Genomic DNA, 13,744 nt, shown 5'->3' on the forward strand with positions numbered 1-13,744 from the left:
TTACCTATATTAGTTTTTCGATTGCCTAATTGGTTTTCGTTCAACAGTTGTTGAACGAGCGCTTGACAATTGTTGAACTATCGTTCGACAGTTGTTGAACGAAAACTGATTAGGTAACGAAATACATATCCATAGATATACTTTTTATTCTGATTGTCGTTTTCAATAACAGTGCGGAATTAAAAGTGCATACTGACAATAACATAGTTGTAAACAGATATAATCTAAAACGTGCTATATTACAATACAGAACTGCTATTCTTAATCAGGAGACCATAAATTGGATAATACAGACAATTAACCAGAATCGCATAATTGCTGATAAAGAAAAACTAAAACAGCATAAGCATAACGCAAAGGCTCGGCAATACAGAAGTTCACGCCTAATAAATCAAGGTGTTTGTCCTCAATGCGGAGGACATCTCATTTTAAGGAAAGGCAAGTACGGTACTTTCCATGGATGTTCAAACTTTCCCACATACAAGTTTACCATAAACTCGTAAATAGCAGTTCTTGTTTTATATAGTATCAGAACATAAAACCAAACCCTTTCTTTCGTGAAACATTGAATCGTTCAATCTCTATAGAAAGTGATTTCTTCAACTGCCTTGCCATAAAGTCTAAAAACGGCTTATTAGTTTCTTCATTCTGGCATTGGCGCAGGGAAAGAATATATTCTTCTCTATCTTCTTTAAATATTTTGGTCGGGAAAAGGCGATTGCAAAATTGGATGTAGTTCATTAGTAATCGAGCCATTCTGCCGTTGCCATCCACCCACGGATGTATGGTTACTAAATTAAGGTGGGCATTAAAACTCAATTCATATTGTTCCCGAAATGTTCCCACGGTCTTTTGCTTCTCTTGAAGAATCGCACAAAGTTCATCCACCTTAGTAGGAACTTTCAAATAGTTCATATAAGAATGTCCGCCAACGCCAGCCGTAACACCACATAGGCGAAACTCTCCTTTAGAAGAATCAAAAGAGCCACCCATCACACTGTGAACGCTGCCAGTAGTACGCATCAGTATTGCATTCAACCTTTTCAGAAAAGCAGGAGTTATAGGAACAAGGCTGTCTGCTTCAGTTTTGGCAAGTTCATACGCTTGCTTCAAATCTTCATTCATCAGATGATGCACAAGCGGTTTCCCTTTCGCTGTTACTCCCTCGTCAAAGAGAAGCTGCGTATCAAGTTCGGTCAATGTTGAGCCTTCTATGGCTGTGGAATGGGTAATGAGAGAATAAAGGTAGTACTTATCATAGTCCACCGCTTCACTGATACCAAGTTTTTGAAACTTCTGGTACAACAGTTCTATCTCTTGCCAAACACCTTGTTCCATTACTTTTATTTAATAGGCTTTATTTCTTTTCAAAGGTAACTTATTTACTACGTTCAACCAAAGGAAATAATAACTTACTGCTATATTTTTGCACATGTGGGGAAAATTCAGGCAAAATAAAAAGCTAAGTATTGAATTATCAACTACTTAGCTTTCATCTTCGTACCCAGACCCGGGGTCGAACCGGGATGGAAGTGAATCCACTGGTGTTTGAGACCAGCGCGTCTACCGATTCCGCCATCTGGGCATACTTGATTTCTCAATTGCGGTGCAAAGATACGACATTATTTTGAATCTGCAATAGTTTGGCAGAAAAAAGGAGAAAAAAATAATAAAACATATCTCAAACACTTCTATATTCAGAGAATAAACCGTACATTAGCAGAAACTTTTAAATAGAGTCTCTATTATGACAAACAAGGATAATTATTGCGTGATTATGGGTGGCGGTATTGGAAGCCGCTTCTGGCCGTTTAGCCGCAAAACATTGCCTAAACAATTCTTAGATTTCTTCGGAACCGGTCGTTCACTCTTACAACAAACGTTTGATCGTTTCCAAAAGGTAATACCAACAGAAAATATTCTTATCGTTACCAATGCAATGTATGCAGACTTAGTTAAAAAGCAGCTACCCGAAGTAAACGAAAAACAAATACTGCTAGAACCTGCACGAAGAAATACCGCTCCATGCATAGCTTGGGCCTCCTATCACATCAGGGCACTGAATCCAAATGCCAATATAGTAGTGGCCCCCTCAGACCACCTTATTTTAAAGGAAGATGAATTTCTTGCCGCTATCGAAAAAGGACTGGATTTTGTCTCACACTCTGAAAAGCTACTGACACTAGGAATTAAGCCTAATCGACCGGAAACCGGATACGGATATATACAAATCGCCGAGCCTGCCGGAGATAACTTCTACAAAGTAAAAACATTCACCGAGAAACCGGAACTGGAATTAGCTAAGGTATTTGTAGAAAGTGGAGAATTTTATTGGAATTCCGGACTGTTCATGTGGAATGTAAATAGCATTATCAAAGCGAGTGAATCCTTATTGCCCGAGCTGACTTCTAAACTGGCGCCCGGAAAGGAAATTTATGCCACTGATGAAGAAAAAGCATTTATTGAAGAAAATTTCCCGGCATGCCCTAATGTATCCATCGATTTCGGCATTATGGAGAAAGCAGATAATGTATATGTATCATTAGGAGATTTTGGCTGGTCTGATCTTGGAACCTGGGGATCACTCTATGATTTATCAGACAGAGACCAAGAAGGTAACGTCAGTTTAAAATGTCATTCACTTTTATATAACAGCAAAGACAATATGGTAGTATTACCGAAAGGAAAACTCGCTGTAATTGACGGATTGGAAGGATACCTGATAGCGGAATCCGAGAACGTCCTACTTATTTGCCGTAAAGACGAAGAACATTCCATCCGCAAATATGTCAATGACGCCCAAATTCAACTGGGCGATGACTATATTTAATAAATAAGGCAACTTCTTCATTACGAATCAGTTGCCTTATATTTTATATTTAAGGAATATCCCTAAAAAAGCTTGCAATACTTTGAGTACACGTTATACTCTCATAAATCAAAATCTGTAAGAGGTTCCCACCGAGAATGACGCATGAACAGGAGTCAAATCTCCACCCGACCATATATCTTTAGTGTATAGTCGCAAACGAGGTTCGGCAAAAACACCGAATCCCTTAAGCAGTTTATAATAAAAATGTACGCCGCCCTCCGCACCGATATTCGTTTTATTAGGCTCTTTTCCGAATGACAACACAGGACCTGCAAGCAACTCGACACCAAATTTACGGTCCGGATTATAACCTCCCATAAAATGAGTCACATCAAAGAGATAATCTGCCGATAAACTAATCAGCTTGCGGGCATCCGATCCGTTCTTTCCCGGCAAAGCAACATAATCCAAGCCTACCCGTGCACCGGAACAAGGGAAAAACTGCCGTCCCCCAGACACTCCTATTAAAACTCCAAGACCGGAACCGTCATCTAGCTTCACCCGATGAATAGGCATATTTCCACCTACATTCCATGAGGCAAAATAATAAGGCTCGAATTCACTTCTGCGAGCAGCCAGCTCTTTCAACGTCTTACCACCTGCACGACGGAATTCCAGTCCGACCTGCACACTCATCACATTATCTGCCGTAGAGATGCGAGGACCCACATAATTATCAATAACGTTGACATCTCTGTAAGAATAAGGAATACGAGAGAAACGAGGTTCTATAAATAATGCCGTATGATCGGAGAAGTAATATTTACATTGCAGCCCTGCCGTCACACCGGCATATGCAGCACCTGCCGCACTAACCTTTATATTTTCATTTTGCCTCCGTACCTTACCTAGTTCCAGACCTAACATCGGAACAATTCCCCAACGTTGTTCATTATCATGCTGCCAGAAAGAAAGAAGATTCAACATACTCTCTATCCGAACTCCTCCTTGCATCGTTCGCTTGTCAGCAAGAGTTCCATCTTCACGCGCAGCCTGTCCCCAACTACTTATGCCTGCAAAACCGGAGAAACGTAATCCCCAGAAAGGTAGAAACCATTTACCGGCAGATACACTCATAGTAGGCCCTACCGAAGCTAAAGCTCCCATAGAACGTCCCGAACCACTTAGGAACTGAAAGCCGACACCTCCACTGATAAAAGTATTTCCCCAGAATGTTCCATCACCAAAACCGCTTTCTAACAATTTCTTACGATAAGAAGGGCTGAACCGATACGAAGTACCCACCGCAAAAGAGAGCTGTAAAGGAGTTCCCTTACCCTCACGCGAATTGATATAACGTTGCGTATACAGTCGCAATTTAGACTCAGCAAAAACATCAAATTGCTCACCTAGCCTCCAATAAGGACGTACACCGCCTTCTCCTCCCAAATAGGTCTTTCCCGGTTCAAAGCGATGGGTAATGACCGGACCGGCAAAAACTTCCGTACCAAACTTACGTTCCGGATCATAACCGATTACCCAATTGGATATATCAAACATATAATCCAAAGAAAGGCTCGTAAAAGTGTAACGGTCAATCTTAGCATCCGCCAAACGGGTAGCCGCATTATTGAAGTCAAGTCCTAAACGGAATCCGGAAAGCGGACTAAACTGCCGTCCGACCGCAGCTCCGGTAATGAAACCCGGGCGGCGTGAAGTAGGGCGGTTCAACTGTTGCGGCATTGTCATGCCGACAGCATAAGAAGTATAATAATAAGGAGTAAAATCTCCCCTGAGTTTGGCTAACTGCTGCCATTGCGGACGAGTAGGACGACGCAATTCGACCCCTACACTAATATTCATCAACTTATCCATAAAAGAATACTCATTCACTTTTCCGGAAATCGTCTTCTCTGTAAAGGTATAAGGTACAAAGGACATACGTGGTTCTACGAAGAAAGCCAAGTTCTCTATCGGATAATACTTAAACTGTACTCCACCTGTCCATCCCGTATATGTTTTAGAAATAACCTCCTGCTCATCCTGTTTCTTCATCATCCCCAACTCGACACCGAACATCGGGACAACTCCCCACCGCATAGAACGCGCTTCTTTCTTGAACAACGCAAAAGGATTCAACATCACTTCTGCCCGTCCGCCTCCATACAGAGTCATTCTGTCCATACCTGCCTTTTGATTCTCTTTCCACGCATCATACGATCCGAATGCAGATAAGCGGAAACCAAACAGATCCAAGAACCATTTACCTACGGACACATTAAAAACAGGTCCTGTAGAGCCCAGCAATCCTTGTTCCCTAGCCAATGAGGAATTTTGCGCTTGAAGTCCCATAGCCGCACTGATGAAAGTATTATCCAAGAAATTCTCCTCTCCTGCTTCCGTACTTCCACGCTGCTTGAAGGTTCCTAAACGATAATTCATCCCCACACGGGCATTAAATCCCATATCATATCCGTGCCAGTTATTTTCTCCGGAGATATCGATATTATCGGTATAAAAGGAGATTGCCGGTTCTACAAACACGTCCAGACGCGTTCCGGTGGCCAACTTCATCTGTAAGCCCAGATGGAAATCGCCTGCTCTTTTTTTCTCTCCAGCCAAAGAAGCGAGATGTACACCCAGCCCTTCAACCGTAGAAATCTCGAACATACGATAAGGATTATATCCGGCAAAAGCCGTACTAAGATTGAATATATGATCTATACCGAACGAATAATTGCTCCATTTTTCATTATCACTCTGACGACTGGCGCTTTGCCATGTTCCATAGAGTCGCATTCCGTTTTTAGAAGAAAAGAATTTAGTTGCAGACAGTCCGATTTCCGGTCCGCCGGAAAGATTCATATCCCCTTGTGGAATAATACGGTTGTAACCACCCCAAAAACCGAAGAAGAAGTTATCAAGGAACTTTTTATTGTTGAACTCCATCCCTTTAGGCTGATAACGTTTCTGCATTGAATACTTCATTGCATTGAACTTCACACGATAGGCTGTATCGGCCTGGCTTCTTCGTTGCATTGCGGAATCCTGAGCAGCTGCTGCATCTCGCATCTTTGCAATGGAATCTTGCTGCTGGGCAAGTACGCCGCCCGCAAATATTCCACAACAAATACACGTCAATATATATCTTTTCATCACCATTATTTATCTATTTAAGCTATTCATTTCCTCCCGTAGTCATTGCATCTTCATACCCCATCTTAGCATATTTGAAACAGTCTTCACTGATATCTCCATCCCATTCGGCTATTGAGATATAACTGCTGTCCTTCTTGAAACAGTTTGTCAACGCCTCTTCTGCCTGCATGGCATAAAAGTCTCCTTTACGACAATATAACACCGCTTTCAAGTACATCGTCTTCGGATCGTCTGCGGGTAAATCCTCCAATGCTTTCTCCGCTTTTTCATTCCATGCGTGTGTCTTCATCGCCAGACACATCACGACATTATTAAGAGGCGAACTATTCTTGACCAATTCAAATGTTTCCAGACGACGGGCTATTTCCGCATCATTCAATCCGCTGGTCACTTTATAATATCCTCCCAAGCAGAACGCAAATGCCTTTATCTTCTTGTTCTTCTCATTGTCGGGCAGTAATTGTGCCAGACGACTGGCCTCCGAGAAATCTCCCTTCTTCAAATACATGGCAAGTTGATTGGCTACCACCTCCTCAACATTATCAATACCAATCACACGTCCGTCAAACGTACGCTCCACATTACAGCCTCTCACTGAGAAATCAATTAACGGCTTCAATACTTCCGTATCCACCGTATCGCGTTTCAAGTAAGCCACCGCTAAATTATTAGCAGCCAGCACCCACGGCTTTCCTCCCGTCAATTCTTGAGAATAGTGATATGCACGGCGATACAGCTCCTCCAATTCCTTAGGATCTTTCACCATATTGAATAAGTGCCAGTATTCATACAAAGCAAAATTCTTTTTTCCCGAATGATAATCAGGATCATTCCGGTAACGATTCAATATTTCCTCCTTCGTCAAGGCACGATAAATTTCTGCGGTATATTCGCACTTCATTGAACGCAATTTGGGAAGATGGCTTTTTATAATAGTACTATAATATGGTAAAGCAGCTACTTGCCGAAATTGCTGGTCTTGGTTCTTCGGGTATTTCTCTACAATTTCGCGAATAGCGGCAGCCTCCGCAGGCAGCGTATCTTGCTCCAGCAAATCCGCTACCTCCAACCAAGTAGCAACTCGCGAATCATTAGGTGTATAAGTATACAAGCGTTGCATCGTATGAACCGGAATAACAGAGTACACCAACGAACGTGCATATGCCAGACGACGTTGCGACAAAGCCATATTAGACGCATAAGAACCTTCCGGTGACGAAACGCTATACAAATGAAGTTCTTTCAAAGTAGAACTTTCGCCATTTACCACCTCCAACAGCTTCGCTTTCAGTTTATTCAACTGTACTTCATTATTAGGATCTTCAGGATCCAATTCCGCCTTCCCCAGTAAGAAGCTCAAAGAAATGTCTTCCACACCGGTACGGCGTTCAACTTTCGGTTTTTCCTCATATTTCTTAGGGTCCAGTTCATACTGGTCGAGCGAATATTCGAGGAAACGTAACGGACGTCTGGGGCTACGGGTGGAGAGCTCCAACAGGCGTTCATAATAAGGACGCGTATAATCTTCCATCTGCATAAGAGCCAGCACTTGGAAGTTATCTTGCGCATTGGATAGTTTGATTGTATCATTCCACATATAGGAAGCCTTCTCCGCCGAGAGGGGTTCGTTTTCAATGATAAAAGCGTCCAGCGAATCCCGGGTTATATCATATCCCATACGACGGTCCTGAGTCAGATAATATTGCGAACCATCGTATACACGAGGCAGACGATACATTTCAACTTTCTTTCCTTTACTATTATTTATCACGTATGGCTGTACAATCATTCGGGCATTGTCCTTTCCAATACGTGGAGGAACTGCAACTTTCGCCCCGTTCAAAATAATCATATCTCCATACTGGTCGGGCGTTTCGGGCATGGACGTTACCTCTGTACGTTGCCCCACAACGGTTACCTGACTAATCATGTGTCCCATATCTACATACGTAGTAATCTCCCGTCGCCCACTGATTGCTTCAAATACGGCGGGCGCCGTACTTACTTTGATAACCAATGAGCCGGTCTCCGGTAAAGTAATCTGATAAGCTCCCGTCGCATCGGGTACTTCGTACATGGCTGAAAGGGTCAAACTGATATTGTCTTTGTTCAGTGCCGCTTCCATATCCTTTCCTTCTTGAACGGTATTGAAATAATAAATCTTTATGTCACCAATAGAAGAAATATCAAACGGGACAGGTTTTCGTTTCTTCTCGGATGCTTCTTTGTCCAGAATACGTCCCATCACTAATTTGGGAGCTTGCGCATTCAACTGAACACAAGTAGCTAAATAACATATCAATAGAAAAGCTATTCTCATAGCTCCGTTCACCCTTATCAAATTTACTTTCATATCTACAATCTCACTTTCTAACTATCTAATAATATAAGAAATAGAAACCGCTAACTTGGCTGGAAACAATTTATATCCATGCGCATTCGTCTTTCCCGGATTATTGATCAGATAATCCTCAAAATTATCATTCTCATAGTATTGTTGGTGCCAGAAACAAACGGCTCCGAAACCTGCCGAAAATTCAAGGTTCAGACGTTTTCCCAATACCATCGAATATCCCATCGTTATACCAATACCTATGGCATCCCCATCGTAAATATGTTTTCCCAGATGCATATCATAGCTCGCACCTAAAGCGGATATACCTATGTATTCACGCACCATAGGACGTCCGTTAAACCAATATCGATACTCCGGCTGTACTCCGATAAGCTTGATATCTGTCCCCCAAGGTTTGTATCCTCCATAGAAACTTAAATCAACACTGGAGCGTTCTCCCACTACAAGTTCACATCCTAAGTTAGGCACTCCTGCCAAAAGTGACAAGCCATTGGTTTTCACTGCTATTTGCTGGGCGCACATCTCTTGTGCTCCAGCCCCAAGCAGCAAAATAAAGAAGAACAGATATTTTACGATTCGTGTCATGCTTTCAATTACTGTAACTTAACATCCTTATCTATTGTCGTACCGTTAGTCCAAGAATCCACATTTGCCGGTCCTGAGAATGTAGCATCCTTTGGCAAGAAATTTATACGCATCAATGTAGTCTTTCCCTTTTTTATCGGTATCTTATACCCATAACTAGAAGTATAAATAGTATATTCACGTTCATTATTTCCCCCATCTTTAACCAGACAAGTGATTTTTTTTATCAATGTTTGCTCAGGTGGAAACATGAACTTCGCAACAGATTCTCCTGGCATATTATAAGCTATCCCTACGTTATCTACAGGATGGAAACAAGACAATAATTTGGGAGAAGAAAAAGATAATGTTCCGTCCGTTAAAGACATCCAGCCAGTTTCAGGAGTATCACACTGTACTGTCACAGATTGAACCCGATAATTAGCCTCACAGACCTCTGCACTTGTCGAATAAAAACAAAAATCCAGTCGTCCAAACGCATGTTTAAAATTCAGAACAATAGGACTAGTTCCTACTTCTGAATACCATGTTGGTGTTTGAGATGTATACATATAATCTTTAGTAAGAGACATATCAGCAGTATTCAGCTTCCATGGTATAGCCCACTGAGCCACACTCTTTATCTCGCGCCACTCCACATCTTCAGTAAAAGGATAATAACCGTATAACATTAATCCAGCATTACTCGTATTAGGAAAAGTTGCCAAATTTTCTGTTTGCAAAGTCTCATATCCAGGCACATAAGTATAGCAAGCATTAAACAGATTCTGCTGAAAATCACTTTCACGTTTTTTATTAAACAAGTCACAATCTGAATTCGAAGCACCCTGAATTGCGGGAATACCAAAAATGCCTACCTGAGCATTCGGTTCAAGGGTCGTTAATGGCGCACGAGTTCCAGGTCCTATCACATCTACAACAATAGAAGCAGAAATGCTGGAGCTGAAAGATAACACAGCTCCACCATTCATATTATTGTTATTATTACCCGATTGAGACGTACCATCATCATCCTTACTACATGCTGTAAAAAATAATAATGATACGCCTACTATCATCCATCTATTCATATAAATTAGTTTACTTCTTGATCAATAGCACCTTCACTTGTCCACGGTTCTAATGACGCATCCAAATCAACTAAACGTAAGCCATATATTGTCAAATTAACGGTATAAATTTTACCAGCTTCAAATGGAGCTACAGCACCATCTTTCTTATATGTTATAGTAATTATATTTTCTTGCGTTTTATCTTTACCATTAACATTAGCAACCAATGTTACTTTAACCTTATAAGTACCAGTTGTTGAAGGCAACACCATTGTAGTTCCAGCATTTGCTCCTGTATTTTCCACTGGAGATACATCCGTAGCCGTAGAATTACTATATGGTATATCTCCTTCAAAATACACAGGAATATCATCATCAGCAGCGGCAGCAGTTAAAGTTCCTTTATTAGCACCAGCCACAACCAAGCTAGCTTTTGGAGCTGAAATAACCTCTATATTCCTAATACTTACAGGCCAAACTACACCATCACCTGTGGTATATCCTCCTTCGTCACCTTTAATACCCTTAAATTGTAATTGAGTTAATAAGTGTTTGAACTTCAGCACAGGAGTTTTACCTCCCTTACGAAAATAACGAGCATTATACCCATTATACTTTATACCATCTACTATTACCTCTCCTTTTTCAGCTTCAGCATCAGCAGCAATTGCTTCTCCCCAAAGAATATCTTGGGCACCCGTAATATCATATGTGGCCAAAACAGCATTTGGCGTAATTGTAGACTGCGGCTGAGGGCTACATGAATAAAAAGAAAAGTCTACATCACTATTCAAGGGATAAAAATAAACTTCTGAACCATCAAAAACAACATTACCGTTTGAATCAACTACGCCATTTGCATAATGGTTTGGTCCCGGAAATAAACAAGAATCATCAGTGTCCCAACCAGTACCGGTATTATTTAACCCCCATACACGAATAGGAGTATCAGTCCATCCAGTTACAGCCGCTCTCGTCTCAGTAACAGAAATTTCAGGACTTGCACTTAAAGCTATTCTTCCATCAAAAGGTATATCTATAATAGAACTATCCTGTCCCTTCTGATCACCCATTTCTCCATTGGAACAACTCGCCATCATCGCTATTATTCCAAACACAAATAAATTATTTTTTTTCATATATAAATTAGTCATTATTGTACATCTGTAAATTCATCCGGATTCATACTAGCAGAACCACCTTCTCCCCACGCACCAAGTACAGCCTCAATTTCAACTTTCTCTACACCATAAACACTTATAGTAATATTGTAAGAATTAGAGGCCTTAAATTTATCAAGTTTAGTACCATCTTTTGTTGTTACATCAGAGGCTTTCAATATTCTAGTAAATGTATCTTCGGGCTTATCTATAGGATTACCATTCGCATCCTCTTCTTGACGAATTGTTACTGTAATTTCATAAGATTCCACTTCTGGCTCCACCAATAATGCTTCACCAATCGTTTTGGCAGGATCATCTTTTCGAGGAGCATAAGAATTAGCTGGCACTAGATCTATCATTTGACCATCATCACCTCTTTCTTTAAGAGCCAAAGGTACCCTATCGGCATCATTAGTTGTCCAAACAATCCCCTTATCATCTTCATCAGAATAAACAACAGCTAACTCACCTGTCGTTTTTGACTTTACTGTAACAGACTTTACATAAGCTTTCTCCGGTGCCGCATTACCTTCTCCATCTACAAAAAAGACTAAACGAGTTAATAAATGTTCAAATGTCATAGAAGGTTGAACGCCTCTACGAGCAGTATATGAACTAAATGCTTTATTATAATCAATTTGATCAAGATTAGGCTTTTGTTCATCAGTCAATTTAGCTTTAGCAACCATCAAATCTTCCGCACCAGTAATCGTAAACTCTTTAAATAGAACTTTGTTTCCATTGCCACTTTTTCCATCTTTCACTTGTGCAACTGTACCATCCGATATTGCATTATCAGCATAATAGCCAAAAAAGTCATAGGCTCCATTACGAGGAAAATAACGAGAAGGAGTTCCTTCCAGCCAAGTTATATCTCCCCTATCAGATCCACCAGTTGCTTTCGCTTTTTCATCAAATAACACATAAGTATCCTGAGTTGTAGTAATTTTGTCAGCACGAGTTATTCCCGTCTCTGGATCTTTTTGGCAGGCATAAATATGAAGTATTTCATTATTCCATTTGCCGTGTAAATCATCTTTATCAGCTCCAATAGAGCCAGAACTTCGAGTGGGAGTTGCATCTATTTTAGCAATTGGAGCAGATGCAGAAATCAGGATTTTGTCTGCACTCGGAAGCATATCTGTTTCATCTCCAGATAAGCCTTCGTTTTCACTTTGCGAGCAAGAAGCCAGCATCCCGGCTGTCATCATTGCATAAAGAAAAAATCGTTTCATAAATCACATAATTTTTAGATTAATAATATATTTAATTTCACATTTCATCTTCAAATTTATCATTCGGGTTTATAGTTCCACTTCCACCATCTTCCCACATCCCCATTGTTACCTTCGGCGTAATATCAGACAGACTATTAACTGTCAGATAAATAGTATAAGCTTTTCCTGCACTGAATACTTCATCATTTTCTAGTTTAACATCTACTTCTGTATATAATGACCCTTGCAATCCATTTTCCGCACTCAAACTAATTTTAGCCTCATAAAAATCAGCAGGTGCCACTAATAAACTTGTACCAGTATCACGATCATTATCTATATCTTTGTCAAGGACATAAAGATGATCCCGTTCATCCCCATATACAGGACATTTAGCTACTACGCACCAACCATCACTCCCTATCAATTCTCCATTCTTCTTTCTGAGTTCGATATACTTATATTCTTCATTATTAAATGAGATTCCTCTTTGAGGTTTCGTTTGATCAGTAGGATCATTCACCGCCACTATAAAACGTCCTTTATATTTTGAATTTACCTCAATCTTTTTTACAGTTAAACTAGGATCCAAAGGGGGAATGTTCTTTTTTTCATCTTTGTCCTCATTGGGACTATTATCCGGTTTACAAACCACAAAGCGAAGAAGTACTAAATGATGTTCAAACTGAAATACCGGATTTAGTCCATGATTAGCAGAATATGCACTATATGCGCGTCCCAAGATCTTATCTTTATATGGATTACCCTCGTATTTATCTTCCTGTTTGTCAATATTTGCCATAGATGACATAAAGTCTCTGCGCCCATCCAGTTCGATGTCGTAATAGATATAATCTTTCTCACGGTGACACTCACTAACATAATCATCTAAATAGTAAGCAAAGAAATTGTATGGCCAATCGGTATGTCTCATATTATAATAGATACTCTGCGACTCTTCATCCGGATAGAAAAGCATTAAATTGGAATCTTCCTTCTTCACTCCTACTTCTTTCCCGTGGTTAGAAACCTGTGCATTCACTCCTCCTGTTCTAGAACCATCCAACAAACAGAAATCTTCGTTCGTCGCACTCCAAGGTTTGGACAAGTCAGTCTGCGGATCCTTATTGAACGCATACACATAGAATCTTACTTGATTCCAAAAATCGGCATCATTGCCATTATTGACTTCACCACTACCACGTGTCAGTATATCAAAATCAGACATTCCTAAACTCAACACAATAGGAACTGGCTCCACTAAAGGCGCATCATCGTCTGTCGGCAATTCCCCAACATACGTATCTCTGGAACAATTAAACAACAGTATCGAACAAAACCCGATTAATAAGTATTGTTTAATCCTCTTATATGTTATCTGTCCTTTTTTCATCATCCCA

The 13,744-nt window shown here is 40.5% G+C and carries 9 protein-coding genes, 1 tRNA gene and 1 pseudogene; 2 read left to right on the forward strand and 9 right to left on the reverse strand.

The window, feature by feature from the left end:
• Positions 1 to 128: 128 nt before the first annotated feature.
• A pseudogene (locus ACNOGP_RS02660) lies at positions 129 to 503 on the forward strand (topoisomerase DNA-binding C4 zinc finger domain-containing protein); the annotation flags it as partial.
• Between the two features lie 25 nt (positions 504 to 528).
• Here ACNOGP_RS02660 and ACNOGP_RS02665 read toward each other — a convergent pair.
• On the reverse strand, positions 529 to 1,338 hold the full coding sequence (locus ACNOGP_RS02665) for a Fic family protein (protein ID WP_418214006.1): 810 nt from the start codon (positions 1,336 to 1,338) through the stop codon (positions 529 to 531).
• A gap of 163 nt (positions 1,339 to 1,501) precedes the next feature.
• Positions 1,502 to 1,585 (reverse strand) — tRNA-Leu (locus tag ACNOGP_RS02670).
• Between the two features lie 162 nt (positions 1,586 to 1,747).
• Between ACNOGP_RS02670 and ACNOGP_RS02675 the strand changes: the two genes are divergently transcribed.
• On the forward strand, positions 1,748 to 2,830 hold the full coding sequence (locus ACNOGP_RS02675) for a mannose-1-phosphate guanylyltransferase (RefSeq protein ID WP_418214007.1): 1,083 nt from the start codon (positions 1,748 to 1,750) through the stop codon (positions 2,828 to 2,830).
• A 108-nt stretch (positions 2,831 to 2,938) separates the two neighbouring features.
• Here ACNOGP_RS02675 and ACNOGP_RS02680 read toward each other — a convergent pair whose 3' ends face one another.
• Genes ACNOGP_RS02680 through ACNOGP_RS02710 form a run of 7 tightly spaced genes read right to left on the reverse strand, consistent with a single transcriptional unit; the run spans position 2,939 to position 13,740 of the window.
• Positions 2,939 to 5,968, reverse strand: a complete 3,030-nt coding sequence (locus ACNOGP_RS02680; protein WP_418214008.1) for a hypothetical protein — start codon at positions 5,966 to 5,968, stop codon at positions 2,939 to 2,941.
• A 22-nt stretch (positions 5,969 to 5,990) separates the two neighbouring features.
• Positions 5,991 to 8,324, reverse strand: coding sequence for a hypothetical protein (locus ACNOGP_RS02685; RefSeq protein WP_418214009.1), 2,334 nt, complete (start codon positions 8,322 to 8,324; stop codon positions 5,991 to 5,993).
• Positions 8,325 to 8,345: 21 nt separating this feature from the next.
• Entirely contained in the window at positions 8,346 to 8,912 is a 567-nt protein-coding gene (locus ACNOGP_RS02690) for a DUF3575 domain-containing protein (RefSeq protein ID WP_007756596.1), read from the reverse strand.
• 8 nt (positions 8,913 to 8,920) lie between these two features.
• The gene (locus tag ACNOGP_RS02695) at positions 8,921 to 9,982 is read right to left on the reverse strand and encodes a fimbrillin family protein (RefSeq protein WP_143865134.1); all 1,062 of its coding nucleotides are present in this window, start codon (positions 9,980 to 9,982) and stop codon (positions 8,921 to 8,923) included.
• 5 nt (positions 9,983 to 9,987) lie between these two features.
• The gene (locus ACNOGP_RS02700; protein WP_195474762.1) at positions 9,988 to 11,103 is read right to left on the reverse strand and encodes a fimbrillin family protein; all 1,116 of its coding nucleotides are present in this window, start codon (positions 11,101 to 11,103) and stop codon (positions 9,988 to 9,990) included.
• Between the two features lie 14 nt (positions 11,104 to 11,117).
• Positions 11,118 to 12,362 (reverse strand): fimbrillin family protein, encoded by a 1,245-nt coding sequence (locus ACNOGP_RS02705; protein ID WP_418214010.1) that lies wholly within the window; start codon positions 12,360 to 12,362, stop codon positions 11,118 to 11,120.
• Positions 12,363 to 12,399: 37 nt separating this feature from the next.
• A complete protein-coding gene (locus ACNOGP_RS02710) occupies positions 12,400 to 13,740 on the reverse strand; it encodes a hypothetical protein (RefSeq protein WP_418214011.1) in 1,341 nt (446 codons plus the stop codon).
• Positions 13,741 to 13,744: the final 4 nt, after the last annotated feature.

The organism is Bacteroides difficilis (assembly GCF_048319815.1).
GTDB classification, from domain to species: domain Bacteria; phylum Bacteroidota; class Bacteroidia; order Bacteroidales; family Bacteroidaceae; genus Bacteroides; species Bacteroides zhangwenhongii.